At 54.2% G+C, this 25,809-nt stretch carries 36 protein-coding genes and 2 tRNA genes; 16 read left to right on the plus strand and 22 right to left on the minus strand.

Annotated elements, in window-relative coordinates; genetic code table 11:
• Positions 1–9: 9 nt before the first annotated feature.
• The 5 genes from BLW97_RS12385 to ftsY form a co-directional block, all read right to left on the minus strand.
• On the minus strand, positions 10–333 hold the full coding sequence (locus BLW97_RS12385; protein WP_075323307.1) for a hypothetical protein: 324 nt from the start codon (positions 331–333) through the stop codon (positions 10–12).
• Between the two features lie 4 nt (positions 334–337).
• Complete coding sequence (gene rpoH, locus BLW97_RS12390; RefSeq protein WP_075323308.1) at positions 338–1,198, minus strand: RNA polymerase sigma factor RpoH; 861 nt, start codon at positions 1,196–1,198, stop codon at positions 338–340.
• A 151-nt stretch (positions 1,199–1,349) separates the two neighbouring features.
• Positions 1,350–2,258, minus strand: a complete 909-nt coding sequence (ftsX, locus tag BLW97_RS12395) for a permease-like cell division protein FtsX (protein WP_075323309.1) — start codon at positions 2,256–2,258, stop codon at positions 1,350–1,352.
• A complete protein-coding gene (gene ftsE / locus BLW97_RS12400; RefSeq protein ID WP_075323310.1) occupies positions 2,255–2,926 on the minus strand; it encodes a cell division ATP-binding protein FtsE in 672 nt (223 codons plus the stop codon). The genes ftsX and ftsE overlap by 4 nt, the downstream gene beginning before the upstream one ends.
• A complete protein-coding gene (gene ftsY, locus BLW97_RS12405; protein WP_226831519.1) occupies positions 2,923–4,062 on the minus strand; it encodes a signal recognition particle-docking protein FtsY in 1,140 nt (379 codons plus the stop codon). The genes ftsE and ftsY overlap by 4 nt, the downstream gene beginning before the upstream one ends.
• Before the next feature lie 164 nt (positions 4,063–4,226).
• Between ftsY and rsmD the strand changes: the two genes are divergently transcribed.
• From rsmD to BLW97_RS12420, 3 genes are read left to right on the plus strand one after another with little or no spacing between them, the layout of a single operon-like run.
• A complete protein-coding gene (gene rsmD, locus BLW97_RS12410) occupies positions 4,227–4,778 on the plus strand; it encodes a 16S rRNA (guanine(966)-N(2))-methyltransferase RsmD (protein WP_075323312.1) in 552 nt (183 codons plus the stop codon).
• A gap of 6 nt (positions 4,779–4,784) precedes the next feature.
• Complete coding sequence (coaD, locus tag BLW97_RS12415) at positions 4,785–5,309, plus strand: pantetheine-phosphate adenylyltransferase (RefSeq protein ID WP_024892912.1); 525 nt, start codon at positions 4,785–4,787, stop codon at positions 5,307–5,309.
• Between the two features lie 28 nt (positions 5,310–5,337).
• Positions 5,338–5,589, plus strand: a complete 252-nt coding sequence (locus BLW97_RS12420; protein ID WP_075323313.1) for a YfhL family 4Fe-4S dicluster ferredoxin — start codon at positions 5,338–5,340, stop codon at positions 5,587–5,589.
• On the opposite strand, the gene BLW97_RS12425 is transcribed toward BLW97_RS12420, so the two are convergent.
• Genes BLW97_RS12425 through hemA form a run of 5 tightly spaced genes read right to left on the minus strand, consistent with a single transcriptional unit; the run spans position 5,573 to position 11,634 of the window.
• Entirely contained in the window at positions 5,573–7,552 is a 1,980-nt protein-coding gene (locus BLW97_RS12425) for a dynamin family protein (protein ID WP_075323314.1), read from the minus strand. The genes BLW97_RS12420 and BLW97_RS12425 overlap by 17 nt on opposite strands.
• A 16-nt stretch (positions 7,553–7,568) precedes the next feature.
• On the minus strand, positions 7,569–8,381 hold the full coding sequence (mutM, locus tag BLW97_RS12430; protein ID WP_075323315.1) for a bifunctional DNA-formamidopyrimidine glycosylase/DNA-(apurinic or apyrimidinic site) lyase: 813 nt from the start codon (positions 8,379–8,381) through the stop codon (positions 7,569–7,571).
• Positions 8,374–9,219: a peptide chain release factor N(5)-glutamine methyltransferase gene (prmC, locus tag BLW97_RS12435; RefSeq protein ID WP_075323316.1), complete on the minus strand. Its 846-nt coding sequence runs from the start codon at positions 9,217–9,219 to the stop codon at positions 8,374–8,376. Before prmC ends, mutM begins: the two co-directional genes overlap by 8 nt.
• Positions 9,212–10,306, minus strand: a complete 1,095-nt coding sequence (gene prfA / locus BLW97_RS12440) for a peptide chain release factor 1 (protein WP_075323317.1) — start codon at positions 10,304–10,306, stop codon at positions 9,212–9,214. The genes prmC and prfA overlap by 8 nt, the downstream gene beginning before the upstream one ends.
• Positions 10,303–11,634 carry a glutamyl-tRNA reductase gene (gene hemA, locus BLW97_RS12445; RefSeq protein ID WP_031569940.1) on the minus strand — a complete coding sequence of 444 codons (1,332 nt, stop codon included), beginning with the start codon at positions 11,632–11,634 and terminating at the stop codon, positions 10,303–10,305. The genes prfA and hemA overlap by 4 nt, the downstream gene beginning before the upstream one ends.
• Positions 11,635–11,689: 55 nt before the next feature.
• Between hemA and BLW97_RS12450 the strand changes: the two genes are divergently transcribed.
• The 10 genes from BLW97_RS12450 (at position 11,690) to BLW97_RS19470 (ending at position 17,286) form a co-directional block, all read left to right on the plus strand.
• Positions 11,690–13,351, plus strand: a complete 1,662-nt coding sequence (locus BLW97_RS12450) for a tetratricopeptide repeat protein (protein WP_024892909.1) — start codon at positions 11,690–11,692, stop codon at positions 13,349–13,351.
• The gene (gene lolB, locus BLW97_RS12455) at positions 13,348–13,998 is read left to right on the plus strand and encodes a lipoprotein insertase outer membrane protein LolB (RefSeq protein WP_010637729.1); all 651 of its coding nucleotides are present in this window, start codon (positions 13,348–13,350) and stop codon (positions 13,996–13,998) included. Before BLW97_RS12450 ends, lolB begins: the two co-directional genes overlap by 4 nt.
• A 2-nt stretch (positions 13,999–14,000) precedes the next feature.
• A complete protein-coding gene (ispE, locus tag BLW97_RS12460; protein WP_065973422.1) occupies positions 14,001–14,846 on the plus strand; it encodes a 4-(cytidine 5'-diphospho)-2-C-methyl-D-erythritol kinase in 846 nt (281 codons plus the stop codon).
• Between the two features lie 5 nt (positions 14,847–14,851).
• Positions 14,852–14,926: transfer RNA gene (locus BLW97_RS12465), tRNA-Gln, on the plus strand.
• A gap of 47 nt (positions 14,927–14,973) precedes the next feature.
• Entirely contained in the window at positions 14,974–15,921 is a 948-nt protein-coding gene (locus tag BLW97_RS12470; RefSeq protein WP_010637724.1) for a ribose-phosphate pyrophosphokinase, read from the plus strand.
• Positions 15,922–15,989: 68 nt separating this feature from the next.
• Positions 15,990–16,065: transfer RNA gene (locus tag BLW97_RS12475), tRNA-His, on the plus strand.
• A 124-nt stretch (positions 16,066–16,189) separates the two neighbouring features.
• Positions 16,190–16,405, plus strand: a complete 216-nt coding sequence (locus tag BLW97_RS12480; RefSeq protein ID WP_040429177.1) for a type II toxin-antitoxin system PrlF family antitoxin — start codon at positions 16,190–16,192, stop codon at positions 16,403–16,405.
• A complete protein-coding gene (locus tag BLW97_RS12485) occupies positions 16,392–16,748 on the plus strand; it encodes a type II toxin-antitoxin system PemK/MazF family toxin (RefSeq protein ID WP_075323318.1) in 357 nt (118 codons plus the stop codon). Before BLW97_RS12480 ends, BLW97_RS12485 begins: the two co-directional genes overlap by 14 nt.
• Positions 16,749–16,786: 38 nt before the next feature.
• Positions 16,787–17,131, plus strand: a complete 345-nt coding sequence (locus BLW97_RS12490; RefSeq protein ID WP_010637719.1) for a YbjQ family protein — start codon at positions 16,787–16,789, stop codon at positions 17,129–17,131.
• Positions 17,131–17,286, plus strand: coding sequence for a hypothetical protein (locus tag BLW97_RS19470; RefSeq protein WP_157999020.1), 156 nt, complete (start codon positions 17,131–17,133; stop codon positions 17,284–17,286). Before BLW97_RS12490 ends, BLW97_RS19470 begins: the two co-directional genes overlap by 1 nt.
• An 81-nt stretch (positions 17,287–17,367) precedes the next feature.
• On the opposite strand, the gene BLW97_RS12495 is transcribed toward BLW97_RS19470, so the two are convergent.
• From BLW97_RS12495 to BLW97_RS12525, 7 genes are all read right to left on the minus strand, one after another.
• A complete protein-coding gene (locus BLW97_RS12495; protein ID WP_278278527.1) occupies positions 17,368–17,607 on the minus strand; it encodes a type I restriction enzyme endonuclease domain-containing protein in 240 nt (79 codons plus the stop codon).
• Between the two features lie 36 nt (positions 17,608–17,643).
• On the minus strand, positions 17,644–18,042 hold the full coding sequence (locus BLW97_RS12500) for a hypothetical protein (protein WP_010637716.1): 399 nt from the start codon (positions 18,040–18,042) through the stop codon (positions 17,644–17,646).
• Between the two features lie 65 nt (positions 18,043–18,107).
• Positions 18,108–18,329, minus strand: a complete 222-nt coding sequence (locus tag BLW97_RS12505; RefSeq protein ID WP_010637715.1) for a DUF4926 domain-containing protein — start codon at positions 18,327–18,329, stop codon at positions 18,108–18,110.
• A 13-nt stretch (positions 18,330–18,342) separates the two neighbouring features.
• Positions 18,343–18,552, minus strand: coding sequence for a hypothetical protein (locus tag BLW97_RS12510; protein WP_075323320.1), 210 nt, complete (start codon positions 18,550–18,552; stop codon positions 18,343–18,345).
• A 3-nt stretch (positions 18,553–18,555) separates the two neighbouring features.
• Complete coding sequence (locus BLW97_RS12515) at positions 18,556–18,771, minus strand: hypothetical protein (RefSeq protein ID WP_075323321.1); 216 nt, start codon at positions 18,769–18,771, stop codon at positions 18,556–18,558.
• A 42-nt stretch (positions 18,772–18,813) separates the two neighbouring features.
• Positions 18,814–19,137: a BrnA antitoxin family protein gene (locus tag BLW97_RS12520; RefSeq protein ID WP_075323322.1), complete on the minus strand. Its 324-nt coding sequence runs from the start codon at positions 19,135–19,137 to the stop codon at positions 18,814–18,816.
• Positions 19,094–19,369: a BrnT family toxin gene (locus BLW97_RS12525; protein WP_075323323.1), complete on the minus strand. Its 276-nt coding sequence runs from the start codon at positions 19,367–19,369 to the stop codon at positions 19,094–19,096. Before BLW97_RS12525 ends, BLW97_RS12520 begins: the two co-directional genes overlap by 44 nt.
• Positions 19,370–19,413: 44 nt before the next feature.
• Between BLW97_RS12525 and BLW97_RS20060 the strand changes: the two genes are divergently transcribed.
• A complete protein-coding gene (locus BLW97_RS20060) occupies positions 19,414–19,551 on the plus strand; it encodes a toxin-antitoxin system TumE family protein (RefSeq protein ID WP_237747392.1) in 138 nt (45 codons plus the stop codon).
• Positions 19,533–19,988 carry an HVO_A0114 family putative DNA-binding protein gene (locus tag BLW97_RS12530; RefSeq protein ID WP_242947808.1) on the plus strand — a complete coding sequence of 152 codons (456 nt, stop codon included), beginning with the start codon at positions 19,533–19,535 and terminating at the stop codon, positions 19,986–19,988. Before BLW97_RS20060 ends, BLW97_RS12530 begins: the two co-directional genes overlap by 19 nt.
• Positions 19,989–19,990: 2 nt before the next feature.
• On the opposite strand, the gene BLW97_RS12535 is transcribed toward BLW97_RS12530, so the two are convergent.
• Entirely contained in the window at positions 19,991–20,296 is a 306-nt protein-coding gene (locus BLW97_RS12535; protein ID WP_024892891.1) for an Lpp/OprI family alanine-zipper lipoprotein, read from the minus strand.
• A 308-nt stretch (positions 20,297–20,604) separates the two neighbouring features.
• On the opposite strand from BLW97_RS12535, the gene BLW97_RS12540 reads away from it, so the two are divergent.
• Positions 20,605–21,189 carry an RlpA-like double-psi beta-barrel domain-containing protein gene (locus BLW97_RS12540; RefSeq protein WP_075323324.1) on the plus strand — a complete coding sequence of 195 codons (585 nt, stop codon included), beginning with the start codon at positions 20,605–20,607 and terminating at the stop codon, positions 21,187–21,189.
• A 10-nt stretch (positions 21,190–21,199) separates the two neighbouring features.
• Here BLW97_RS12540 and pepP read toward each other — a convergent pair whose 3' ends face one another.
• The 4 genes from pepP to alr form a co-directional block, all read right to left on the minus strand.
• Complete coding sequence (pepP, locus tag BLW97_RS12545) at positions 21,200–22,534, minus strand: Xaa-Pro aminopeptidase (protein ID WP_075323325.1); 1,335 nt, start codon at positions 22,532–22,534, stop codon at positions 21,200–21,202.
• 87 nt (positions 22,535–22,621) lie between these two features.
• Positions 22,622–22,981 carry a DUF4168 domain-containing protein gene (locus BLW97_RS12550; RefSeq protein WP_024892888.1) on the minus strand — a complete coding sequence of 120 codons (360 nt, stop codon included), beginning with the start codon at positions 22,979–22,981 and terminating at the stop codon, positions 22,622–22,624.
• 138 nt (positions 22,982–23,119) lie between these two features.
• Entirely contained in the window at positions 23,120–24,478 is a 1,359-nt protein-coding gene (gene radA / locus BLW97_RS12555; RefSeq protein WP_075323326.1) for a DNA repair protein RadA, read from the minus strand.
• A complete protein-coding gene (gene alr / locus BLW97_RS12560; protein WP_075323327.1) occupies positions 24,475–25,569 on the minus strand; it encodes an alanine racemase in 1,095 nt (364 codons plus the stop codon). The genes radA and alr overlap by 4 nt, the downstream gene beginning before the upstream one ends.
• Positions 25,570–25,809: the final 240 nt, after the last annotated feature.

Consider the following 25,809-nt stretch of genomic DNA (forward strand, 5'->3'; position numbering starts at 1 on the left):
GAACGGAACTCAGGGCTTGAGATAAAACGCTCCAGCCGCCTGGGCTTGGGCAATGGCAATGACGCCCGCCGGAACCAGGTAACTGCCAGCAGGCCGGGCGGCTGGGTCGAGGCCCATGTTGCGCAGACTGTTTTCACAAAAATCCACACATAAACCGGCGCTGATCCGCTCTTCGATTTCCCGCCGCCAGTGACCATGCGCCCACAATGATACCGGGGACTGACCATTGGCAATGACGCGCAGCGCCTGATCGGGATCCGCCGCCGCTGCGTTGCGCACATTGGCCAACAAATTCGGCCAGCGTCCTGCATCATCAATATGAAACAACAGCATCGTTTCAGGCCGCCGGACTGAGTGCCAGCATTTTCTGCCGCAGCTTGCCCATGCTGCTTTTTTCCAGCTGGCGGATACGCTCTGCAGAAACTCCCAGCTCATCACCCAGCACTTGTAAGGTCTTGGGATCTTCGCTGAGCCAACGGTTTTCAATGATGTAGCGATCACGCTGAGGCAGGGCCGACAAGGCACTCTGCAATACGGTATGCTGGTGCTCGTCCCAATCCCTATCCAGGAGCTGCTCAACAGTGGACTCCGCAGGATCAGCCAGTTCCATGACCCGCGAATGACCACTTTCCTCATCGGGCTCCATATTCAGGGAATAGTCATGCCCAGTCATCCGGCCTTCCATTTCCAGCACCTGCTCCCGGGTAACGCCAAGATCTTCAGCAATGGCCGCACTTTCCTCACCACTCAACCAGCCCGTGTGGGTTCGGCTGGAACGCAGATTAAAGAACAGCTTGCGCTGGGCCTTGGTGGTAGCCACTTTGACAATACGCCAGTTGCGCAAAATGAATTCATGAATTTCCGCTTTGACCCAATGTACAGCAAAAGAGACCAGGCGTACGCCATGATCAGGATCATAGCGCTTGACGGCTTTCATCAGGCCGATATTCCCTTCCTGAATCAGGTCGGCTTCCTGCAGGCCGTAGCCCCGATAACCACGGGCAATCCGCACCACAAAGCGCAAATGACTGAGCACCAGGGATTTGGCCGCTTCGACATCTTCATGATCGCGCAGACGCAGGGCCAGATCCCGCTCTTCTTCAGGCTCCAGCATGGGCTGGGCATTGACAAAACGCAGGTAAGCCGTCAGCCCGTCGGCGCTGACCAAATCCCTACTGGCTATAGCAAGTTCATTCATAGTTAGTCCTCGCAACAATCAACATACCTTGGACTCTCAAGATCTGCAGCTGGTTCCTTTATTCCAAAAACTGGGCCGAGCCTCTCAATACATATACAACATGTGAATTAGATGGGGATCCCGAACAATATTTTCAAGGGCAGCTCATCCATTATGAAAAAGTATGGTCGAGGTGTTGACCCACTGCAAGGCGTGAACCCAGCCAACCAAGAATAGCGCTGATAATAATCAGGATCAGTCCTTCCAGACCTGTCAGGCCTAAAAGCTGAAACCGGGTACCATACAAAGTCGCCAGACGATCAACCGGTTCCTGCAAAATCGCGATGGTAATCGCAATAATAATCCAGGCCAGTATTCCGGCAATGGCCCCCTGAATCAGTCCCTGATACAAAAATGGCCGGCGGATGAAGGCCCGCGTTGCCCCCACCAGACTGGCAATATCAATTTCATCGCGGCGCTGGGCAATATGCAGGCGAATGGTATTACCCATAACCAGAATTGCGCCCACGGCCAACATAATGGCCAAAATCCAGACAGCCCTTTTACCCAGGGCCAGAATGGCCTGCAGACGCGCCACCCAATGCAAATCGGATTGGGCACTGGCAACTCCGGGTTGACGCGCCCACTCCTGAACTTGCGCCTGCAAGGCCGCCGGACTTTCAGATAATGGATTCAGTTCAACAATAAACGAAGCCGGGAGTGGGTTTTCTCCGAGAATTTTGATGGCAGCCGTCATTCCGGCGTTTTTTTCAAACGTTTTCAATGCGGCTTCCTTACCGACATAGCGCACATTGACGACTCCGGTGCTGCCCTGTAACTGCTTCTGCAGCTGCTGTATGTCTTGCTCTGTAGCATCCTGATGGAGAAAAAGTGAAATCTGGGCTTGATTTCGCCATTGCCCCAACAATTGCTGGAGATTATTGAGCGCCGCAAAAAGGCCCACAGGTAGCGCCAGCACAATAGCCAGGGCAAAAATGGTCATTAGCGTTGCTAACGGCTGCTTCAGCAGGGTGTTCAAGGCATTTTGGGCGGCTTCCCGACGAATATGTAAGGCACTCACGCGGATTTCTCCTTGGAATTTTGTAGCATCCCTTGCTCCAGATGAAAGACGGGGAGCCTCAAACGTTCTACCTGGGACTGGTCATGGGTAGCCACCAGAACCGTGGTACCGTGCTGATGAAAGTCCCGGAACAGATCCAGAATTTCCGTGCTCAACGAACCATCGAGATTACCGGTCGGCTCATCGGCGAGCAAAATTTCCGGGGTATGCACAATGGCCCGGGCAATCCCCACCCGCTGCTGTTCGCCGCCCGACAGAGTGGCCGGCAAATTATGAATCCGGTTACCCAATCCGACTTTTTCCAGCGCTGCCCTTACCCGGCTCTGAATCTGCTTTCCAGATACCCCACTGACCTGCAAAGTCAGGGCGACATTATTGAACACGTCACGATCCATCAATAATTTGTGATCCTGAAAAACCACCCCAATGCGCCGACGATAGGCGGGGATATGGCGTTTTCTCAGGGTCGAAACATCCACGCCATTGACCATCAGCGTGCCATGACTGACGTCCTCCAGACGCAGCAACAATTTCAGAAGCGTGCTTTTGCCTGCCCCCGAAGGCCCAGTCAATAAAGCCATCTGCCCGGTCGGCAATTTAAGATTCAGTTCACGCAGCACATGATGGCGGCCGGGATAATGTTTGGTGACATTGACAAATTCAATCATGACTTCGGCTCCGCGAAGAGGGCATCAACAAAAGATTCTGGATCAAAGGGACGCAAGTCAGCCACCTGTTCGCCTACACCAATGTAACGAATCGGAATCGGCAAAGCCTTGGCAATAGCCGCCACCACCCCGCCCTTGGCGGTGCCATCCAGTTTGGTAATACAGATACCCGTCAGACCAATAGCCTCATGAAACTGCTGGGCCTGATTCAGGGCATTTTGTCCGGTTCCTGCATCCAGCACCAACCAGACCTGATGGGGCGCTTCGGGATCCTGCTTTGCCAGTACTCTTTTGACTTTTTTCAGTTCTTCCATCAAATGGTCTTGGGTATGCAGGCGTCCTGCAGTATCGGCAATGAGCAGATCGGCAGATCGGGCCCGCGCCGCCGCAAACGCATCAAAAACTACCGAGGCACTATCCGCACCGGTTCCCTGCGCAACTACCGGAACCTGCACCCGTTGTCCCCAGCCCTGCAACTGTTCAACCGCAGCCGCCCGAAAAGTGTCTCCGGCCGCCAGCACCATGGAAAACCCATCGGCTTTCCAGCGTGCGGCGAGCTTGCCCGTAGTCGTCGTTTTCCCGGCACCATTGATGCCTACCATCATCAATACCTGCGTCCGTCCCTTTTCCGGCACCCAGAGTTCCGCACGCGGCCGCAAAATATCGAGCAACGCATCGCGCAGGGCTTTTTTCAGGATGGCAGGATCTGTCAGTTCCTTACGACGCACTTTTTCCGTCACCGAGGCCATGATTTCCCGAGTCGCTGCAGAACCCAGATCCGCTTGTAACAATAACGCTTCCAGATCTTCCAGCAATTCGTCATCAATGACTTTTTTACCCAGGACCAGTCGGCCGACGCCTTCGGTAAATTGCTCCCGACTCCGGTTCAGACCTTCTCGTAGTCGTGCAAAAAGCCCTTTTTGCACGGAACCAGCGGCAGGTTCGGCAGCAGGCAACGCCATATCGGGAGACTCCGTTGGTTGATCTTCCGGCTCTTCCAATAGCTGTGCGGGTGGCGGGGTGGTCTCATCTTCAGATGCGGCTTCTGGTACTGCCTCAACATGTGCAGGCAGAACAGTCTCAGGTTTTTCCTCAGCAGGCTCAGGCTGGACAGTTGCGTCAGCGGCTTCTGTCATTTCCTCCTGAGAAGGGCTTTTGTTACGCTTGAACCAGTTAAAAACCATTGAACGGGCAGAACCTCAGACATTATGAATAGTTGCATTATCCACCGAAGCAGCGCAGCGAACAATGCGCCCATCGCTGATGACTATCTGTCACCGGCAATTTGGGGTAAAAATCCATGACCGTCAGCATCATTGCTGGACGGCATCGAGGTCGCCGGCTGTTGACCCCCTCAGATTCAGGCGTTCGCCCTACGCCCGGGGTAGTCCGTGAACGACTGTTTAACTGGTTGGGCGGGGTGGTTGCAGGCGCGCGGGTTCTGGACCTTTTCGCCGGAAGTGGCGCTTTGGGGCTGGAAGCCTGGTCAAGAGATGCCAAGGAAGTGGTTTTTGTCGAAAAAAATCCCCGGCATCGCGCCCTGTTGTTACAGAATCTCAAGGCTTGTGGGATTCCGGAAAGCCAGCTTGCCGGCAAGAATGCTCTGCACTATCTACAGCAGAATGCGCCTTCCTTTGATATAGTGTTTGCTGATCCGCCCTTTGATCAGGGCTGGCCGCAGCGTCTGGCGTCTTGTTTTGCTGCCTGCGCAACATCGGAAAAACCCTGCTGGCTTTACCTGGAAAGCTCGGCTGCGGAACAATGGCAGGCGGCAGATATTCCTCAAGGTTGGCAGCCTTATCGCCACGGACATTGTGGTGATGCTTTTTACACCCTGTTTAGCAAGCAGTAGGAGCACATGCGCACAAAATCTCAGCCCAGACGGATTATATATCCCGGCACTTTTGATCCAATCACCCATGGGCATGAAGATTTGGTCCGCCGCGCTGCCCAGCTTTTTGACGAGGTCGTGGTGGCCATCGCCTCGGAAACTCCCAAAAATCCCATATTTCCTCTAACTGAAAGAGTCGCCCTGGCCACGGAAACCCTCACAGGCATTCCGGGAGTCCGGGTACGCGCTTTTTCCGGATTATTGATCCACCTCTTGCAGGAAGAAAAAACCCATCTGATTTTGCGCGGGTTGCGCGCCATTTCTGATTTTGAGCATGAATTTCAATTGGCCTCCATCAATCGCCGCATGGATGCGCAAATTGAGACCCTGTTTTTGATGACTTCTGATCAGCATACTTTTCTTTCCTCCAGCCTGGTTCGGGAAATCAGTCGCCTGGGCGGAGATGTCAGCGCTTTTGTCCATCCTGCTGTAGCCGGCGCCCTGAAAAGACATTTTCTTAACGGAGTGGACCTAGGCCATTCAGAAAAGTAGAATATGCTATTGATCCAAGGAGAAATAAATGTCTCTGCTTATTGATGACAACTGCATCAACTGTGATGTCTGTGAACCCGAATGTCCCAACAGCGCCATCAGCATGGGGCCGAATATCTATGTCATTGACCCCAAGCTCTGCACCGAGTGCGTTGGCCATTACGACACGCCCCAGTGCATGGAAGTCTGTCCGGTGGATTGTATCAGCAAAGATCCTGACCATGCAGAATCTGCTGAACAACTGCAAAGCAAATTCCGGCAACTTACCGGACAGGCCTGAAAGGCGCTCGCAGCAGACTCAGGAGTGGAGCGGATTGGCGATCCAGCCGGTCACTCTGCTCCTGAATCTCGGCAAGACTCTGTTCCAGCTGCTGTACTCTGGTATCAATATTACCCATAGTCGTGGCAATACTTTGTAGTGAATTCAGCTCTTCCTCGGCATTTTGATGAAATAGCTGGAGTTGCTGGTTCATGACGGCCATGATTTCATCCACCCAGTTTTCCGCCTCCCGACGGGTTTCGACGACAAAATCCCGGGTACGACCCGCTACCGTCAAAAATGCCTTGCGCACCACGCTACTTTGGGTGTTTACCGCAATTTCCAGCATCATTCCAAAACGCTCGTAGCTTTCAGACATATCCATCAATTCCGCACGTCTGGGCATCATGGCGTAGGGCACGGCCCGCAAGGAGGGCAGGCGGTAACGCTTCTGCAAGGCCTGATATTCTTCCGCGACCATGGCAGACACTTGTTGTGCGCCCTCCAGTGCCCGATCAAAGTGGGCGATGGCTTCACTGAAAAACTGCCGGAAACGCTCGACAATTCCTGCAGTTGTCCAGGCTGAGAGCATTTCCGCCTTGGCATTGCTGATCACCAGATCAAAGGTATTGGGAGCCAGAGGAATCAGCAACAACTCTTCCACTGCCTGGCGAAACCGGGCTTTTTTCTCTTCAAAAGCCTGTCGATCCTGCTCAAAATTTTTGAGCAGGATTTGGTGCTGTGCAACCAGTTTTGGGATTTTTTCAGCCGTACGGTCCTTGAGACTTTGTACGCTATCCATTTGGGCTAAAAGACGATGGCGCTGATCCTGCAACATATTTTTTTGATCCAGCACCGCCCGCTCTATGAGCATTCGGCATTTTTCCTTGATGGTTTCATGACGCGCTGGCAAAAGTACTTCCGCTATGGAGCGTTCCAGCGCGGCCAAGCCACTGCGCTCCAGCAGCTCCGCATCCTGACGGATTCGGGCAACCAGGCCTTTTTGACCGGAAACCGGAATGACCTGATCAGGGTTGATACGTAAGCGGGTTGCCGTATTAGCCACCTGCTGGGTAATTTCCTGTTTAATATCAACCTCTTCCCGTAATTCGTCCCAAAGGGTGTCAATTTTATTCAAAAGTACAATTTGCTTTTGATGGGCATTGCGCATCAGGTATTGGTCCCAGATCATCAGATCACTTTGCGTTACTCCGGTGTCTGCACCCAGAAGAAAAACAATAGCGTCTGCATCTGCCAGCATGCTGAAGGTCAGTTCCGGCTCGGCACCAATGGCATTGAGCCCCGGAGTATCCAGCACCGTCAAGCCTGCATCCAGGACGGGATGAGCCAGATATAGTATGGCGTGTCGCCAGCGCGGAATCAGCACCTTACCCAATCCGCAAGAGGGGCATACCGTGCGTTCGCGATTTTTGGGGGTACGGTTCAGCGGCGGGCAAAGACCAATACGCCGGGCATCTTCTACGGCCACGCAAACCGTTTCCGTCAAGTGCGCCAATGACTCGGAACGCTCCTTTTTGTCTGCCACAGACAAGGGGAACTTGCGCCAGGCGCTTCCCGCCTTCTTAAGCTTTTCAATGCTGACATCGAGGCTGCGGCTGGCGATGGGCAGTAGCTGCAGACCGGGACGTCCTTGCGGCGCACCGCGAATTTCCACGGGACACATGGTGGTCTGCCCGGAGCTGGAAGGCAGAAGTCTCTGGCCCATATCCGAAAAAAACAAGGCATTGATCAGTTCGGTTTTACCCCGGGAAAACTCCCCGACAAAAGCAATGCGCAGACTGTCCTGCTCTGTATCATAAGCCAGGGTTTCCAGCTGCAGCATGGTTCCGCTGGGCAGCAGGCCGAGGTCGGCAGTGAGTGCTGCCATTTCGTGCAGACCACTAACCAGATCCTGGCGCCAGCGGTTCAATGCAGACAGGCCCTCCAAAATCGGTGACCGGGTAATCGACTGCTCAATGCTCATGGGTACTCCCGACAGGTCAGTGCTGACAATGGGAACAATAAGTGGTCGCCCGCCCGCCGATGCGTATCCCCTGCAAAGCTTTTCCGCAGCGGATACAGGCTTGTCCTTCTCGTCCGTATACCGCCAGAGATAGTCGAAAATATCCATTTCTGCCATCTGGTCGGGTAAAGTCGCGCAGAGTCGTCCCCCCCTGCTGAATAGCAGCTTCCAGCACGACACGCACGGCTGCGGCCAGGAGGGTGTAGCGAGCCAGAGAGATGCGTCCGGCCGGGCGACGCGGATCAATGCCTGCGGCAAAAAGGGCCTCATTGGCGTAAATATTTCCCACACCCACCACTTGATGCGCATCCATCAGAAAGGCTTTTACCGGAATCTGGCGCTGACGACTCTGAGCATGGAGATAGGCTCCGGAAAAATCCTCGCCCAGAGGTTCGGGACCAAGGCGGGCAATCAATGGGTGCGTATCCGCTTCTTTCAGCCAGCAAAGCACGCCAAAACGGCGGGGATCATGGAAACGCAAACACGTATCCTGAGCAAAAAGCAGGTCCACATGATCATGCTTCTCCACCGGAGTGTCCTGCGGGAGTACCCGCAAGTGTCCACTCATCCCCAAATGAATCAGAATGCTGCCCCGTTGCAAATCCAGCAGCAGATATTTGCCGCGCCTTCTTATTTGCTCCAGTTTCTGACCGGCAACCTGCGCGCTCAAGTCCGCATTCACAGTCAGGCGCAAACGTGATTCACGCACAATCGCGCCCTGCAGATTTTTTCCCAAAAGATGCGGACTGATTCCCAGACGGGTCACTTCCACTTCCGGTAATTCAGGCATGATCAGGGCTCCTGGCACTACTTACACGTTCTCTGCCCGCCAGATCACAATGCGTCTGTACCTGCTGAAAACCGTGGTCATGCAGGAGTGTGCGCACCGCAGCAGCCTGCTCGCAACCATGCTCCAGCAAAATACGTCCCCCCGGATGCAAACGCGAACGGGCCCCGAAAATAATAGGTTCCAGACATTCCAGACCCGTTGGACCAGCCACCAGCGCAGTCCTGGGCTCATGCCGTAAGTCCGGCAGATGGAGGTCATTACTGGCAAGATAAGGCGGGTTGGAAATAATTTGATCAAAACGCAGGTTCGGATCCAGGGGAGTATACCAATCACCTTGCAACCACTGGATGTTTTTCACCCCGATTCGATCCCCATTCAGCCGGGCGACGGTCAAGGCTTCCGGGCTTTGCTCCACCGCAAAAACGCTGGCTTGCGGCCGTTCACGGGCCAGCACCAGGGCCAGCGCTCCGGACCCTGTGCCCAGATCAAGCAGTTGCAGGTCATCCTCTACCTGACTCTCCATAAGCGCCAGACTGACCAGCAATTCACTATCGGGACGAGGAATTAATACTGCAGCAGTGACTATCAGATCCAGTCCATAAAAGGACCATTCACCCAGACAGTAAGCCAGAGGCACACCGCTGAGTCGCTGGTCCAGCAGTGTCTGTAATTGTGCTCTTTCAGTGGGAGTCAAAACCTTTTGCGGGTTTATCAAAAGTTCCGTGGAACGGAGACCGAGACCATGGGTCATCAACCAGCGCGCTTCCTGGATAGGCTGGTCACTGACTGCCGCCAACTGTGCACCCAGATGGCGCTGCCAATCCTGAAGACTAATCATCACCCAGATTTTGCAGCAAATCGGCCTGATATTCCTTGATCAGCGGCTCAATCACGGCATCCAGATCTCCCGCCAGAATAGCTTCCAGCCGGTACAAGGTCAGATTGATCCGATGATCCGTCAGGCGTCCTTGCGGAAAATTATAAGTACGAATGCGTTCGGAGCGATCGCCGGAACCAATCAAAAGCCGCCGGGTTTGTGCAGCACTGCTCTGCTGTTTCTCCTGCTCTGTTTCCAGCAGTCGGGCCTGTAACAAGGCCATCGCCTTGGCGCGGTTTTTGTGCTGTGAGCGATCTTCCTGACAGGCTACCACCAGACCCGAAGGAATATGGGTAATCCGGATAGCCGAATCGGTCTTGTTGATATGCTGACCACCAGCGCCACTGGCTCGAAAGGTATCAATTCGCAGATCCGCAGGATTGATATTAATCTCGCTGACCGTATCCACCTCCGGCAATACCGCCACCGTACAGGCGGAGGTATGGATACGCCCCTGGGCTTCAGTTTCCGGGACGCGCTGAACCCGATGGCCGCCCGATTCAAACTTGAGTCGGGAATAAGCACCGCGCCCGCTGATTTCCAGCACGGCCTCCTTGTAGCCGCCCCGCTCCGACTCCGATGCGGACAACAACAGCACTGTAAAACCCTGACTCTCGGCATAACGGGTATACATGCGCACCAGGTCGCCGGCAAACAGAGCGGCTTCTTCTCCCCCGGTCCCCGCACGTACTTCCACGAAAACGTTGCGCTCATCATTGGGATCTTTGGGCAACAAACGCAAGCGCAAGGACTCTTCCAGTTCCTCCAGATCCTTTTTGGCGCTCGCCAGCTCGTCATGGGCCATTTCCCGCAAATCGGGATCGCGCTCTTCAAGCAGCATTTTTTCCGCCTCGTCATGATCGCGTTGGCGCTGTTCGTGACGGCGTAACAAATCCAGTATGGGACTGATTTCACCCAACTCCCTGGAAAGACTCTGAAAGCGCTGGGTATCATTGACCAACTCAGGGCTGGTCAACATCTGGCTCAGCTCTTCAAAGCGAAAGGCTAACTGTTCCAGCTGGCCCTGCAAACGCGGACTGAGGCTCATCCTTCAGCATCACTGAGATGAAAAAGAATGTCCAACGCCGCGACCAGACTCTCATTGGTGGCTTCCTGGCAGGGCTGGCGCAAGGTCGCAATGGGATCATGCAGCACTTTATTGATCAGCGCCTTGGAAAAAGCATCCAGAACCGCGTGCGGATCCTGGCCCTGATCCAGATAATGCTGAAAACGCCGCACTTCCTCCTGACGCCGTTCTTCCACGTGATCGCGCAGGCGGCGGATAGCCGGCACCACATCCAGACTTTCGCGCCACTGCTGAAATTGGCCCACTTCATCGGCAATGATCAACTCGGCAGCTGCAGCGGCTTCACGTCGCGCCCGCATTCCTGCCTGGGCAATATCATTCAGATCGTCCAGCGTGTACAAATAACATTGCTCAATGCTTTCCACTTCGGGGGCAATATCCCGGGGTACGGCCAGATCCACCAGCATCAGATCACCGCGTTCACGCTGCGCCATGACGGCAGACACCGCCTCACGGCTGACAATGGGCTGGGTGCTGGCCGTGCAGCTCACCACCACATCAGCGTCATGCAGAAGACTGGGGATCATTTCCAGGGTATGGGCATTCCCCGCAAACTTTGCGGCCAGTTGCTCACCACGTTCGGAGCTGCGATTGGCCACAGCAAAAGTGCTTACGCCGTGCTCCCGCAAATGGGTAGCCACCAGTTCTATGGTATCTCCAGCCCCGATCAGTAATACCGAGCGACCTTCCAGACCCCCGAGCAACTGTTTGGCAAGACTGACCGCTGCATAGGCCACACTCACCGGGGCAGAGCCAATGGCGGTTTCCGAACGCACCCGTTTGGCAACCCGAAACGTCCAGTGCAGCAGGCGATTCAAGACTGGACCGGCTGCACCACTGTCGGCAGCTGCCTGATAGGCATCTTTCACCTGTCCCAAAATCTGGGGTTCACCAATAATCATGGAATCGAGGCCGCAGGCTACCCGAAACAGATGGCGGACGGCCTCTGCGTCGCTGGAGTAATAAATGTGTCCATCCAGAGAACGGGGATCAATCTGATGAAACGCACAGAGCCAGTTCTGCAAGGCCTGACGATTCGACCCATGGCCGCCATGCACGTAAATTTCGGTGCGGTTGCAGGTAGATACAATCAGAGCTTCCTTGACGAGTCCCTGATCAAGCAGATCGCGGTAAGCTGCAGCCAGCGATTCCGGAGAAAAGGCGACCTTTTCCCGAACCGCAATCGGGGCAGTATGATGACTTAGACCAAAGCAGAAAATAGCAGCGACCGTCCCTGCAGAGCGACGATGGAGGGGCTGAATTGTCGCTGACCGCGCACAGGATTGCAAGCCGCTGCGCCAGCAGTTATTGTGCTCGCTGAATGATCAATCCGGAGCAGATGGTATGAGAAGCAAGCTGAGCGGCATGGTGGCAGGAATACTGCTCAGCCTTATCGCTGGGAATGCTGTGGCCGATACCAAGCCTGCCGGGATGACTGGAGAACAGTTGTATTACCTCCTGGTTGCCGAATTTGCGACCTTGCAGCAGGAGCCAAAGCTCGCCATACCGGCATGGGCGGAAGCAGCCAAACTGGCACCCGAGGCAAATGTTCTGGAGCGCGCCACCCAGGCTACCGCCCGCTTCGGGGATTTTGATGACGCCCTGACCCTGGCCAGAAAATGGCGGGAACTGGCACCTAACAGCGCCAAGGCCGACCAGTTTGAGGCAGCACTGCTGCTGACCAAAGGTCAAGAACAGCAAGCCATCAACCTGCTCCAGGCAACTCTGGCGCGTTTTCCGGATGATCCCAAAATCACCCTGCAACTCTCGGAATTACTGATTGCCCACGGCCAAAGTGGCGAAGCGAAGCGACTATTAACTGCTTTGGCCAGCAAAAATCCAAACTCTGCCAGTGCTTATTACACCTTGGGTCGGATTGATCTGATCGAGAACCATCCCGATCATGCTATCACCTGGCTGGAAAAAGCGCTCAGCCTGCGACCTGACTGGCAGGAAGCTGCCATTCAACTGGCCGAGGCCCTGCAAACCACCCAAGGACCGACCGTGGCCCTGCACAGTATTCAGTCTTTTACAGCGCATCATCCAGACGCGACAAAAGCCCACCAGTACTTGGCCGCGCTTTATCTGAAAATGGGGGGCACGACCCAGGCCTACCGGATTTATCAGGGAATGGCGCGGCAACACCCGGATAATCCTGAAATCGCCTTGTCCTTAGGGATCATGGACATTGAACGCCACAACTGGCCTGCAGCCCAAAGTAATCTGCAGCGCGCCCGTGATCTCGCGCCCCAATCCCCCGCACCCATTTACTATTTGGGCCGATTGTATGAAGCCCAGGGTCACTGGGCGGAGTCTCTGCAATGGTACCAGCGCATTCACTCCGGCCCCCTGTATGCAGAAGTGGAGCTGCACAGTGCACGCGTGGAGTATCAGCTGGGTGACCATAAAAAAGCCCTGACCCGTCTGCAAACTCTGGCAACCGCTCACCCCAAAGAGGCGCAGATTCCCCTGCTCCAGGCCGATTTGTTACAAGGCAGCGGCCACCTGCAGCAGGCCCTGCAAATACTTCAGCAAGCTCTCGAACGTCTTCCGGAAAATGCGGAGCTCTGGTATGCCCAAGGTGCCGTCCAGGAACAACTCCATGATTTTCCAGCCATGGAGAAATCCATGCATCAGGTCATTCAGCTCGCCCCTGATAATGCCCAGGCCTATAATTTTCTGGGCTACAGCCTTGTGGAAAGAAATCAGAACCTCTCCGAAGCCAGCACGCTATTACACCAAGCGATTGAACTAGAACCCGAAAACCCGGAGATTCTGGACAGTATCGGCTGGCTCCATCATCGTCAGGGCGACAACCAGAAAGCCCTGGAATACCTGCAAAAAGCCCACCAGGCCCTTCCTGATGATCCCGAACTCAGCATGCACCTGGGACGTATCCTCTGGGCTCTCGGCAAACATCAGGAAGCCCGTAACGTCTGGCAACAGGCGCTGGACAAAAATCCCAACGACACTCCTCTCCGCCAGGAACTGACCCGCCAGCCATGAGACCTTCTTTTCGCAAAATTTTTCTTTTTATGAGGCTGAACCGGGCACTGCAACTCGGTGCCGGGGCCATTCTCGCCTTGACGCTCTCGGCCTGCGCGACCATTTCCCCCGTAGCCCCCAGTCATACCAACGTTCTCCCCACAGCGGAGCGTAATCAGGTAATTTCCAGCTTGAAATACTGGCGTGCCAGTGGCGAAGCCGTCCTCAGCACACCCAAACAGAATGAAAACTTTGGCTTTCGCTGGAAACAGTCGCCCCGGCTGCAGGAACTTTCCATTTATGACCCTCTGGGCAGAACCGTGGCACGCATCACGGTAGAGGCTTCCGGTGCTCATCTGGAAACCATCACCGGAGAACATCGGCAAGCTCGTAATCTGTCCACGCTACTGAGCATGGTCCTGCATGTCGAACTGCCGGCTGCGGAGCTGCCGGACTGGATGCTCGGCTTGCGCGGTAACACCAGCACCATCAGCAACAACGCTTTAGGATTGCCGAACATTCTCCGCAGCGGCCCCTGGCAGGTCCACTATTTGCAATATACCCCCGTCGGCGGACTGACTATGCCCAAATTATTGCAGGCAAATGGTCCGGATGGCATTGCCCTGCGTATGGCCATTACTCAGTGGCAAATGGGTCAAGCAGAATAAACATGAGCATTTCCTACCCTGCCCCGGCAAAACTGAACCTGATGCTCCGGGTCGTCGGACAACGGCCCGACGGCTACCATGAACTGCAGACCGTTTTTCAATTTATTGATTTTGCCGATCAGCTACAATTCAGTTCGCGACCCGCCGGCCAATTCTCCCGAAGTGGCGGAGCCGCAACCGTCGCTGAGGCAGATGATCTCACCATCCGTGCGGCGCGCCTGCTGATGGAAAGCGCTGGCATCCAGGAAGGTGTCCATATTCACATCGACAAGGTTCTGCCGCTGGGCGGCGGAATTGGCGGAGGCTCCTCGGATGCCGCCAGCACCCTGATAGTACTCAACCGCCTCTGGCGAACCGGCTTTACCCGCCAGGAGCTGATGGCACTCGGCACCCAACTGGGTGCGGATGTTCCGGTGTTCATTTTTGGACAGAGCGCCTGGGCAGAAGGGATCGGTGAACAGCTATCCGCCCTGGATGAGGTACTCGAATCTCATTATGTACTCGTACATCCCGGCATTGCTGTCAGTACCCGGGAAATTTTTACCGCTCCAGAATTGACACGACAGCACCCGCCCAGCACAATAGGCGCGTTTCTCGGCGGGGTCATGGAAAATACCCTGCAAAGCACAGTATGTGCACGCTACCCGGAGGTCGAATCCGCTATCCAATGGCTGAAAAGTCATGGATTGCGCGATGTTCGTTTAACGGGGAGCGGTGCCTGTGTTTTTGGGGTTGCAGAAGATGCAAGTAGCGCCCGGATCATCGCTGGACAAGTACCTTTGCCATGGCGATCCTGGGCAGTTAAAGGATGTAATCGGCATCCTCTATTTGATCCTGCCGAGCAATGAGTTATTGGGGCGTAGCCAAGCGGTAAGGCACCGGATTTTGATTCCGGCATTCCCAGGTTCGATCCCTGGCGCCCCAGCCAATTGTCCTCGGACTGTTTTGCCACCTGCACAGAGAGAATGACATCACATGGCCCACGGCAATCTTATGGTGTTCAGTGGAAACGCCAATCCTGTTCTTGCTGCGCAAGTAGCCCGTTTTCTGCAAATCCCCCTTGGTCGCGCCGAGGTTAGTTCTTTCAGTGACGGCGAAGTGTTTGTCGAAATCCTCGAAAACGTCCGGGGGCGCGATGTATTCGTCCTTCAGCCCACCTGCGCACCTACCAATGATCATCTCATGGAATTACTCACCATGATTGACGCCCTGAAACGCGCTTCGGCCAACCGGATTACTGCTGCCATGCCTTATTTTGGTTATGCACGCCAGGACCGGAAATCCCGCTCGCGCACGGCTATTACGGCCAAGCTGGTGGCGGACCTCATCACCAGCGCCGGGGCCAATCGGGTTTTGACCATGGATCTGCATGCAGATCAAATTCAGGGGTTTTTTGATGTTCCTGTGGATAATATTTACGCCTCCCCCATTTTACTGGGTGACATCTGGCGGAAAAGCTACCCGGAACTCATTGTCGTTTCTCCTGACGTAGGGGGTGTAGTTCGTGCCCGCGCTATTGCCAAACGGCTGGAAGTGGATCTGGCCATCATCGATAAACGCCGTCCCCGCCCCAATGAATCCGTGGTTATGAACATTATTGGTGACGTCGAAGGACGCACCTGCGTATTGGTAGATGATATGGTAGATACCGCCAATACCCTTTGTGAGGCTGCTCATGCCCTCAAAGCCCAAGGGGCAGTCAAGGTCTGCGCCTATTGTACTCACCCGGTTCTCTCCGGACCGGCCATGGAACGGATAGCGCGCTCTGAACTGGATGAACTGGTGGTGACGGATACCATTCCGCTCAGTAAAGAAGCGCAGGAGAGCCCGAAAATTCGCGTACTGTCGGTCGCCGAACTCATGGCGGAAACCATTCGTCGCATTGCTGAAGAAGACTCTGTCAGCTCATTATTCATGGACTGAGAATTAACTCCTGCCTGTCGCCTTGCGGCCAGACTTTGGCCGTTGTATCATGCGTTCTCTCCAATATGGTGGCTGTAGCTCAGTCGGTAGAGTCCCGGATTGTGATTCCGGTTGTCGCGGGTTCGAGCCCCGTCAGCCACCCCATATAAGACAATCACTTAGCGATGCTTGCTAAGTGATTTTCTGCGTCTTAATTTTTATCAAGGCTTGTAGATAGCAAGAAATATCCTTACCATAAGTCGTCTCGGAACCCGCATGCATGAGCGCCATGATTACCAGCAAATTGACCAGCAAGGCCCAAACTACCATTCCGCAGCCGGTGCGGGTTGCATTGCATCTTCGTGAGGGGGATGCGATCGCCTACCGCATTGAGGATGGCCGGGTCATTCTGAGTAAAGCGACTCAAGAAGCTGAGGAAGACCCCTTCGTGCTATTTTCCGAATGGGACAGCGAAGCAGATCGACGGGCCTATGGGCAGTTGTGAAGTTTGGGATGTCGTAAGGCTACCGTTCCCCTATACCAACCGACCTGTTCATCAGTACCGCCCCGCTCTGGTCCTTGCTATCAACAACGGTACAGGGTCTCTACGTCTGCTGTGGGTACTCATGGTCACCAGCGCGGAAAACAGGGGGTGGCCCGGAGATGTTGAGATTGCCGATCTCGCAGGTGTCGGCCTGCCGGTGGCATCGGTGGTGCGCTCAGCAAAAATCGCCACTGTAGAGATGGACATGGCGGAACGCATAGGCCGTCTGGCCATGCCGGATCGCCGGCGTGTCATTGATGCAGTCCGGGACCGCCTTTCCGTGGCGGGGATTTGTAATTACTAAGGGTGCTGGACCTGTGATGGACGATGAAGGGGATGGTGATGGAAAATAATATCCTGATACTCACCATCAACGACTGCCCCGGTATGCGGGTGGTTCGGGTCCTTGGGCCGGTCTATGGTACGGGTGTCCGGTCCCGCAATATCGTCGGCAATCTTCTGGGCGGTATCCGTGCCGTTTTTGGCGGAAAACAGTCTGGCTACTTAAAAATGATTGCTCAGACCCGTGATGATGCTCTGGAACAACTGGCGGAACATGCCCGCTCCCTTGGGGCCAACGCGGTATTGGGGATGCGCTTTGATTCCGGTGAGTTTGATGCAGGACAGGGGCAGGCCATGAATGAGGTCACGGCCTATGGGACGGCGGTGGTGGTGGAAGCACTATAATGCCGGTGGAATTATCCCCTATTGTGCCGCTACTGGCAGGACTGGATGCCAAACAGCGAGAAACTTCTTTGAGTGTGGGGGCTTCTGTGCACCATCCCGAAGTCTGTGCCATGCTGTATGGGACCTGCACGGTGCCGTCTGGTGTATCCGCCTGAACGGACCGGGTTTGCCGGTCTTTCAGGATGACTGGTTCCAAAGTTACGCCAAGATTGCCGTGCTGGTATAACGGGCTTTGGTTATGCCACCAACCCCTCAGCCTGTTCAATAACCGTATGCACCGCCCCTTCCTGCATATCAGGCGGATAACCGTGTTTCCGTAAAACCCGTTTGACCATGCGCCGCAGATGTGCCCGCGCCTGTTCGCGGATGGACCAGTCGATGCGAGTGTTCTGGCGCACAGTATCGGCCACTTCCTTGACAATCAGTTTCAGGGCTTCGTCGCCCATAGACTGCACAGCGGAATCGTTGGTCGCCAGTGCGCCCTGTTTTTATTGCCTCAATGATCTACGTCTTCATTTTTTACTATTGCACATGTCGCAAAGCACAGTCTTCCAACGGCGTTCCACGCGAATTTCGCCCGGGTTCCCGCATTGTTCACAGGTGTGAGTAGCCTGTTCGTTATGTGCGTTGATGATCTGGTTCAGTTCATCGTTCTGCAGCGTTGTATTGCAGCGCAACAGGCAGTAATCCGTTTTGATCTGGGTGATCCGCAAGAAATCGTCAATCTCATGGTGTTCTGCGTAGGCCGCAATCTGGTCAATCATGTGCTCAACGATGGGAAACCAGCCTTGATAGACCTCTATCCCATACCGATTGATGGCATAGTCCTCATTTTCCGGTTCAGGGAACAGGTTCGGATACTTTGATCGCATGGACTCGGTGAAAGCCCTTTGGGTTTCTGCAAGTTTCATTGACTATGCCCCACAACAAACACAGATTTTTCTTCTGCCCTTCCCCTTGAAAAAACCAAACTTCATCACACCACCCTCACATGCGGCACATCCCTTGCGGAAATAGGCCGAATTTCATCTTCTGCCAAGGTCAGTACCCCCAATGGATCACCGGCCAAAGTGGTAAACTCAACCTCAAAGGCTTTTCCGCCTTCATGGATGAATACCACGGCCCCTACATCACCTTTCACCAGACCCTCATGGGGTCGATCCTTCACCAGAATGACGGTGTCCAGTTCGCTGATCATGGTTTCCCCCGTATTACCTGACCGGCTGCAAGTAGGTCCATGCCTCATCCTCTGAGGGTTTCAACCAGTCTTCCGCCAGCACGGATTCTGAAAGCAGCGATTCCTCGTTGGCAAGCGGCGTCAGCAAGGCCAACAAGGCACGGCACGCCGGAAGCTGCTTGCCCAACCCCACGGGATGAACCTGTCCCTGTGCATCAATTTCCACTTCAATGGTTGGTAGCAAGGCTCAATCCTCGGATTCATCATCCAGTTGAAGGTACACCACATACTCACCCTCGACATCCACGGCAATGATTTTGCCTTCCATCAGGGCATTCAATTCCTTGGGCGTTATGCGGATGCGTTCGCCACTACCCCATCGCTGCCCAAACACGGTATCCCCATCCAGAGGGTCTACAGCCTCGTTGACAATCGCCACCCCACGATCACGGTCTACGCTCATGATGCCCCCTTAAATGACCTCGCGGACAGACCACTAGCCGCTTTAGTCCGTATGGTGCAATTCTTCCCGAACCACTTTGCGCACGGCATCCAGCAAGGATTCCCGCAAGGTGCGGTTGATCAGCGTCTGATACCCACGTTGCCCCGCTTTTTGGCGAAAGTAGTCGAGAATGTCCGGATCAATCAGCATATTAACCTGCTTTTTTCGTAAGTGGGCACGAAAGGCAGCTTGCCCTTGTCTGGTTTCTATGGGCTGACCGTCTTGCAGCCAGCGGCCTTCCGGGTGATCCAGTTCTTTACCGGTTAATTCCTCTGCGTCGTCTTCATCTAGCCAGACGTTCGCGGTAGATTTTGATTTCACGCTCATTATATTTCCTCATTGAAATAATCCGCCGGGTATCCTCACGTTGCGTGTACACCACCGCAACCATGCGATTTTTCAGGAATCCGATGCAAACGGTACGCGCTTCACCATAGTCCTTGCGCTTATCAGGAAACTCAAAGGTGACATCGGCAAACACTTCTACGCAATCTGCAAAGTCCAGTTCCCGATGCGCGATGGTAGCCCGCCTTTTTTCTTCATCCCAATCCAGATTCATATTGATGATTATGTTGATACCTTGTTTCGTCAAGGTGAGGGGTTATTGGTTATGATAATGAGCGTGGCAAAGGCGACCATGTTCACTTTTCCGATGAAGAAACGGCTTACGCATTTATCAGTGTGGATCAATTGATTGAGGATTTTATTGCAGAGGTGGAACGATGGAAGCGCGAACACTGACCATTACCGTACAACCGGACTGGCAGGCTGCTCTACGCAGTGCGGGCAAGGCTGCTCAGTCTGAAACCTACCAAGGAGAAACCCTGAATTTTGAATCGGCGGATGTATTTCTTGGCCGACTAACGGCATTACGCTGGTCGTTACTACGCCAGATTATGCGGTTAGGGGATGTCTCCATCCGCGAGCTGGCCCGGCAGATAGGTCGAGATGTGCGCCGCGTACATGATGATGTGGTGGTACTCACGGAGCTCGGATTGATTGAGCGTCAGCCAGTGGGGGCGTACTGTGTCCTTTTGTGGATATTCATGTGGATTTGCATTTTCGCAAGGCGGGTTAACCAAGACCACACCAAACTTTCTATAGCCTCATGTAAGCACCAAAAACCAAAGGCCCCGCCGGAAACCGGCGGGGCCTTTGCACATCCAGTACGACGATAAAATTACTTCATCATCGCCTTTTTGAACATGCGCTCTACCTTCTCATTGGCTTCTTCAGCCTTCTGGTTGGCAGAATTGGCAGTGCTCATGGCCTGATCAGCCGTGCTCTGTGCGGCATTAGCCTTGCTCAAAGCGTCAGTTGCAGTGCTCTGTGCGGCATTGGCCTTGGCAAGAGCCTCGTTGGCGGTGGACTGCGCGGCATCAGCCTTGGCAGAAACCTTAGCGAGGTCAGAACTGGTAGCGCAACCGGCCAGGCCCAAGGGCAAAATCAGCGCAGTTACTTTCAAAGCTGTGGTAAACTTGCTCATAGCAGTCTCCTTTGTTGGGTTGGAAAACGAGCAGAGGGATCATAACTAAAAAAATAACTATACGCTAGTCTTAGCGTCACTATGGATACTAGTTTTTTGAATCCATCTGGCAAAAAAAGGCAGCGCAACACCACGCACAAGCCGGTACACAATCGCAACCAATTGTTTTTAATAAAATTAATTTATCTCCTTGATTTTTTCAACATTTTTTATAAAATATTGTTCCTTTTCATGATTTGAGAACAATACCCGTCTGTGTTTCGACTGGAAACCGGCTCCAGAATGCCAGCTCAAAGTGGGAGAACCCTATGATTAAAAGTCTGTCTGCAGGAATGGGCGTTGCCCTGATGGCTTTATTATTACCGAATGCGCTGGCACTTAATTCTTCCGGATTACCAGCCGGGATGCTCACTCAACTCACTCCGAAAACAGCCAACGTCATGAACCCTTCTCAATCTGGTTCCCTGGAAAAAACCAGCGATCAAGATAGTAACACCCGCAATGAATCCACTGCTGCACAAGGGGATGGCGCTCTCATCATCCACCATCAAGTTTTTTATTTGCGCCGGGTTACGGCATATAACGCTTTACCCAGCCAAACCAATAGCAATCCTGGCATGTCAGCCTGCGGACCCACCCGGCCTGACCAGATCGCCCTGTCACCTGACCTTTTCTTTCGCAGCAATGGCAGCAATCGCTGTGGAGAAAAAATCAACATCGTTCTCTCTTCGGGAAAAATCATTCATGGCATCGTATGGGACACCATGAATCCCCGTTACCACATGGCCGCAGATATTCTTATGGGCAGCGTCCAGCAAGCCATGGATTTTGGTGTTCGAAAAGCCCGCTTGCGTTTTGTGCATTCCAGCAAACCCGCTACCAGCGGCGTCTGAACACTTCAGCTCAGGCCGGCCCCGCAGCCATCATGGCCTCAATGTCTGCCACTTTTTTAGGGACATTTTGCGAAAGAATCTCGGGGTCGGCCGCTGTTACCACCACATCGTCTTCGATCCGGATGCCGATTCCCCGCCACCTTTCCGGTACCGCAAGATTCGCCGGAGCAAAGTACAGACCCGGCTCTACCGTCAACACCATTCCGGATTCCAGTTTCCGTGAGGTCTTGTCTTTATTGCGATAATGTCCCACATCGTGCACATCCAGGCCCAACCAGTGACCGGTACCATGCATATAAAAAGCTTTATACGCTCCCTGTTCAATCAGGGCATCACGACTGCCTGAGAGGATTTTCAGATCACGCAGGCCATCTACCAAAACCTTGACCGCCTCATCGTGATAATCAGAAACCGGCCTCCCGGCCTGCACCGCAGCAATTCCAGCCTCCTGAGCAGCCAGGACGATTTCGTAGATTTCCCGCTGGGCAGGACTATACACACCATTCACCGGGAAAGTACGGGTAATATCCCCCGCATATCCGGCAACTTCTGCCCCGGCATCAATCAGAACCAGATCTCCGTCACGTAATTCCGCATTATTTTCCGTGTAGTGAAGAATACAGGCATTTTCACCGCCACCGACAATACTGGGATAGGCCACGCTCGGTGAACCCAGGCGCCGAAAAACATGTTCAATTTCCGAACACAGGGCATATTCCATCATTCCCGGCTGACACTGGCGCATGGCATGACGATGTCCGGCACCACTGATGCCCACGGCGGCCCGCATGCACTCCAGCTCGGCAGGATCCTTAAAAAGGCGCATTTCATGAACCAGACCGCCGACATCCACTACTTCCTGCGGATAACGAATACCCTGACGAATCTTGCTTTTCGCCAGATTTCGCCAATGCATGACTCTGGCGTCAAAATCACTGTTTTGCCCCATGGGATAAAACAGAAGCTCCCGGCCTTCCAGAAGCGCCGGTATTTGCTCATTCAAGTCATGAATGGAATAACAGCGATCCACCTGGCATTGGGCCAGCGCCCCCTCCAGGCCCGACCTGCGCCCATCCCAGGTTTCCCGAGCCGGATCACGAGGACGACAGAACAGAATTTGCTCCCCCTCAGAATGTCCAGGAATCAGGACGAGGACGGCCTCAGGCTCCTCAAATCCGGTGAGATATAAAAAGTCGCTATCGCCTCGAAACGGATATTGCACATCACTATTACGCTGCTTGGGGACAGCCGTAGGAATAATAGCAACGGCAGAGTCATGCATTTTCTGCATGAGCTGACGGCGTCGGAATGGATAATCGGGAGTAGGTAACTCAAGTATGGGCATAAGGTAAACCTCCTATGCCCCTATTATCTCACAAATCAACCTAAAAACGACAGTTGGCCTGAAGGCTTTGCCGCATCAATCTGGATTTTAGTGCATCGCCGCTTCAACCTGCTTGGCAAAGGCTGGATCAGTCTGGGTTTGCTTGAGCATGCTGGAATATTGTCCGGCGCTCAGATGGTTGGTCGCCAGCACTTTGTCCACTTTTTCCATATAGGATTTTTTGACCGCATCCTGCTTGGCTTTACTCACGCCTTTCTGACTGATTTCAGAGTGAGCCTGCACGTTCAGGGGTTTGATCTGCGCAACAGCATGGGCAAAATCCTTAATCTGGGCCGGGCTTGCGGCCATGGCATCACTGGCAAAAGCCACATTGCTGACTAGTCCCAATCCTCCCAGCGCCAACACGACCAATCCGAATTTAATAGAATGACCCAACGATTTCTGCATGGTGTTTCTCCTCTTTGAAAGCAAAAATAAACCACATATATCAGCAAATTACGTGACAAATTGACGACTGTAGAGTCGCTACCGTAACGACTCCTTGAAGATTTTGCAAGCCATGAAAACCCGTTGGGGAAAATCTCTCTAAGATCCCGAAAAGGCATCATCCATAGCATCACCCAGGCGCAGTACCGAAGTGACTTGGAAAGTGCCGGGAGCCTGCAACTGATCTCCACGCGGAGTAATCGCGCCCTTAAAGCCCAGTTTGACCGCTTCGCGAATACGCCCCTGGGCATCGGCTACGGGTCGCACCTCTCCGGCCAGACCAAGTTCTCCAAACACCACCCGTCTTCCCGTCAAGGCCTTGTTACGAAAACTGCTCAACAAGGCCAAGGCCACAGCCAGATCGGCGGCGGGTTCATTGACCCGGATTCCCCCGGCAATATTCACAAATACGTCCTGATCAAAAAACATGCTGTCCCCATGCCGATGCAATATAGCCAGCAACAAAGACAGGCGATTGGGATCCAAGCCAATGGCGACGCGGCGGGGATTAGCCAATGGGCTGGGGGTCACCAGTGCCTGCACCTCGACGAGCAGCGGCCGTGTACCCTCCTGCGTTGCCAGCACCACACTGCCGGGTACCGGTTTTTCATGCTGGGAGAGAAACAGCTGCGAGGGATTGGCCACCTCACTCAATCCGGCTTCCTGCATCTGGAATACGCCCAACTCATTGGCTGCACCAAAACGATTTTTGATGGCGCGCACAATCCGGTAGGGGCTGCCAGCTTCTCCCTCAAAGTACAGCACCGTATCGACCATGTGTTCGAGAACACGCGGACCGGCAATAGCACCTTCCTTGGTCACATGCCCAACCAGCCAGACGGTGGTTGCACTGGCCTTGGCAAAACGCACCAGACGGGCGGCACATTCACGCACCTGGGCTACAGATCCGGGTGCCGACTGCAGGCTATCGGTATACACGGTCTGTATGGAATCAATCAGCAACAAATCGGGTTTTTCAGCCTGCAGTAGTGCTTCGATGGCTTCCAGATGGTTTTCAGCCAAAACCCGCACCGGACTTTTCCCGAGGCTCAAACGCTGGGCGCGCATGGCCACCTGAGCCGCCGATTCTTCTCCCGTCACATAGAGCACCTTGCTACTCAGACTGAGATGATGGGCCGTCTGGAGAAGCAGGGTCGATTTGCCGATTCCGGGTTCCCCCCCCAGCAAAATAGCCGCACCGGGGACTTGGCCACCTCCCAGTACCCGATCCAGCTCTGACAATCCGGTCGTTCTTCGGCCAGCATCTTCCAAAGGTACCGCATGGAGAAACTGGGGCGGGCTCGCATTGGCAAAAGCGGTCTGCGATCGCGCACTGCTTTTTTCGACACGCTGTTCCACAAAGCTGTTCCAGGCCCCGCAATCCGGACAGCGGCCCAGCCATTTGCTGCTGCTGCTCCCGCAATCCTGGCACACGAATACATTTTTATCGCGACTCATGCCCGCAGCCTCCTGGGAACGCGCATCTGGATGCGGCAACTCATTTCATAAGGGATGGTATCCAGCTGCTGAGCGAGCGTTTCCAGAGTAGGTCCTTCGCCACCCATCAGCGTCACCTTGCTGCCAATATCTGCCTGAATATGGGTAATATCTACAAAAAGCATATCCATACTGACCCGCGCCAGAGTACGGGTTTCCTGACCGGCCACCCTGATGGCAGCACCTGATCCCAGCTGACGCGGATATCCATCGCCATAACCTGCTGCGACAACCCCCACCCGACAGGCCTCTGCTGCCTGCCAGGTGGCGCCGTAACCCAGCCAGTCACCCGCCTGAAGATGGCGCGTCGCGACAATTTCACTTTGCCAGGAAAGCACCAGTTGCAGGCCCAGATCCACACCATTTTTACCGGTGAAGGGCGATAATCCGTACAGCATCAAACCCGGCCGTACCCAGTATTGATGGGTCGAAGGCAGACTCAGAACAGCCCCGGAGTTGGCCAGACTATGCTGGCCCAGCGTGCGACCTGAATATGCTTTGACCATGCGCTCAAATACCGCTATCTGTTGATCATTGAATGGATCTTGCGGGCAATCAGAACGCGCCAGATGGCTCATCAGGCCCAGCACCTGCCAGTGCGGATAGGACTGCAGTTTTGCAAAAACCTCCCCCAATCGTTCCGGCGCAAAGCCCAGACGGTGCATGCCCGTATCCACCTTGATGAAGATTTGCAGGGCACGATGCGGGATCTGGCTTTCGAGCCAGGCCAGTTGGCGATCTTCATGAATGACCAGCCAGTAAGCGCGTTCGGTGGCGAGCAGTACTTCTTCCGCTGTAAAAGGACCGCCCAACAGACAAATGGGCTTGTTCAATGCCAAAGCTTGCAGCGTTTCGGCTTCTTCCAGAGAGGCCACGGCAAAAGCATCCACACCGGCTGCAGCCAGAACCGGAGCACAAACACGCACATCATGACCATAGGCATTGGCCTTGACCGCCGCCATGATTCTGGCCTGAGGCGCATGATTACGAGCCACCTGAAGATTATGGCGCAAGGCTGAAGAGGAAATTTCGGCGATGATGGGGCGGGTCATGGGGCTATGATAATCCAAGCGCCGTTAAATCTGAAAACGACAGGCGGAGGGAAGCATTACAGCGGCTGTGATGTTCATGATTATCCTAAAAACGGCAGTTGCCGTGGGTGCTTTGTAGCGACTTTTGTTCTGAGCCGTTGTTGTTCTTGGTGAAATCCTGCGCCCGTCAGGAGAGCTGTTTGAGCCCGAAGGGCGAGTTCTCTCCTGACAGCAGGATGAGCCCTAGAACAACAGGCGAGG

The organism is Acidithiobacillus albertensis (assembly GCF_001931655.1).
Taxonomy (GTDB): Bacteria; Pseudomonadota; Gammaproteobacteria; order Acidithiobacillales; family Acidithiobacillaceae; genus Acidithiobacillus; species Acidithiobacillus thiooxidans.